Genomic DNA, 619 nt, shown 5'->3' on the forward strand with positions numbered 1-619 from the left:
GGGCACGGGCAGCGCCTCCCCGGCGCCGTGGTCCCGCGACCAGTCGATCCCGGCGCCCGCGCAGTACAGCCGCGCGAGGTTGGTCAGCAGTTCCGCCCCGTCGTCGGTGTCCCGCCGCAGGCTGCCGACGACGACGGCGTCCTCGATCCCGAGCTTGAGCACGGCCTCCCTGATCGAGTGGGCCACGACCGGGTGCGAGGAGAGCTCGAGGAACAGGCGGTGGCCGTCCTCCAGGGCGGCCGCCACCGCCTCGGAGAAGCGAACCGGACGCCGCAGGTTGGCCGCCCAGTAGGCGCCGTCCCGGGACGCGCCGGACCGCGGGTCGGCCATGGCGGTGCTGTAGAGGGGGACGGAGGCGGGCCGGGGCGCGAGCTGGCGCGCGGCCGCCTCGACCTCGGCGACCACCTCCTCGGTCTGGGCGCTGTGGAAGGCGATGTCGGAGTCCACCTCCCGGACCCAGATCCCCTCCTCCCGCCAGGCGGCGGTGACCCGTTCCACCTCGGCCGTGCCCCCGGAGACGACGGTCGACTCCGGAGCCGCGGAGATCGCGGCCTCCACGCCGACGGCGCCCTCCAGCCTCGTCCGGGCCTCCTCGAACGCCAGGCCCACCATGGCCATG

At 75.6% G+C, this 619-nt stretch carries 1 protein-coding gene; it reads right to left on the reverse strand.

From position 1 onward, the window contains the following. A partial coding sequence (locus D471_RS33895) for an acyltransferase domain-containing protein (protein ID WP_040689222.1) occupies window positions 1–619 on the reverse strand: 619 nt, incomplete at both ends.

Source organism: Nocardiopsis lucentensis DSM 44048 (genome assembly GCF_000341125.1).
GTDB classification, from domain to species: domain Bacteria; phylum Actinomycetota; class Actinomycetes; order Streptosporangiales; family Streptosporangiaceae; genus Nocardiopsis; species Nocardiopsis lucentensis.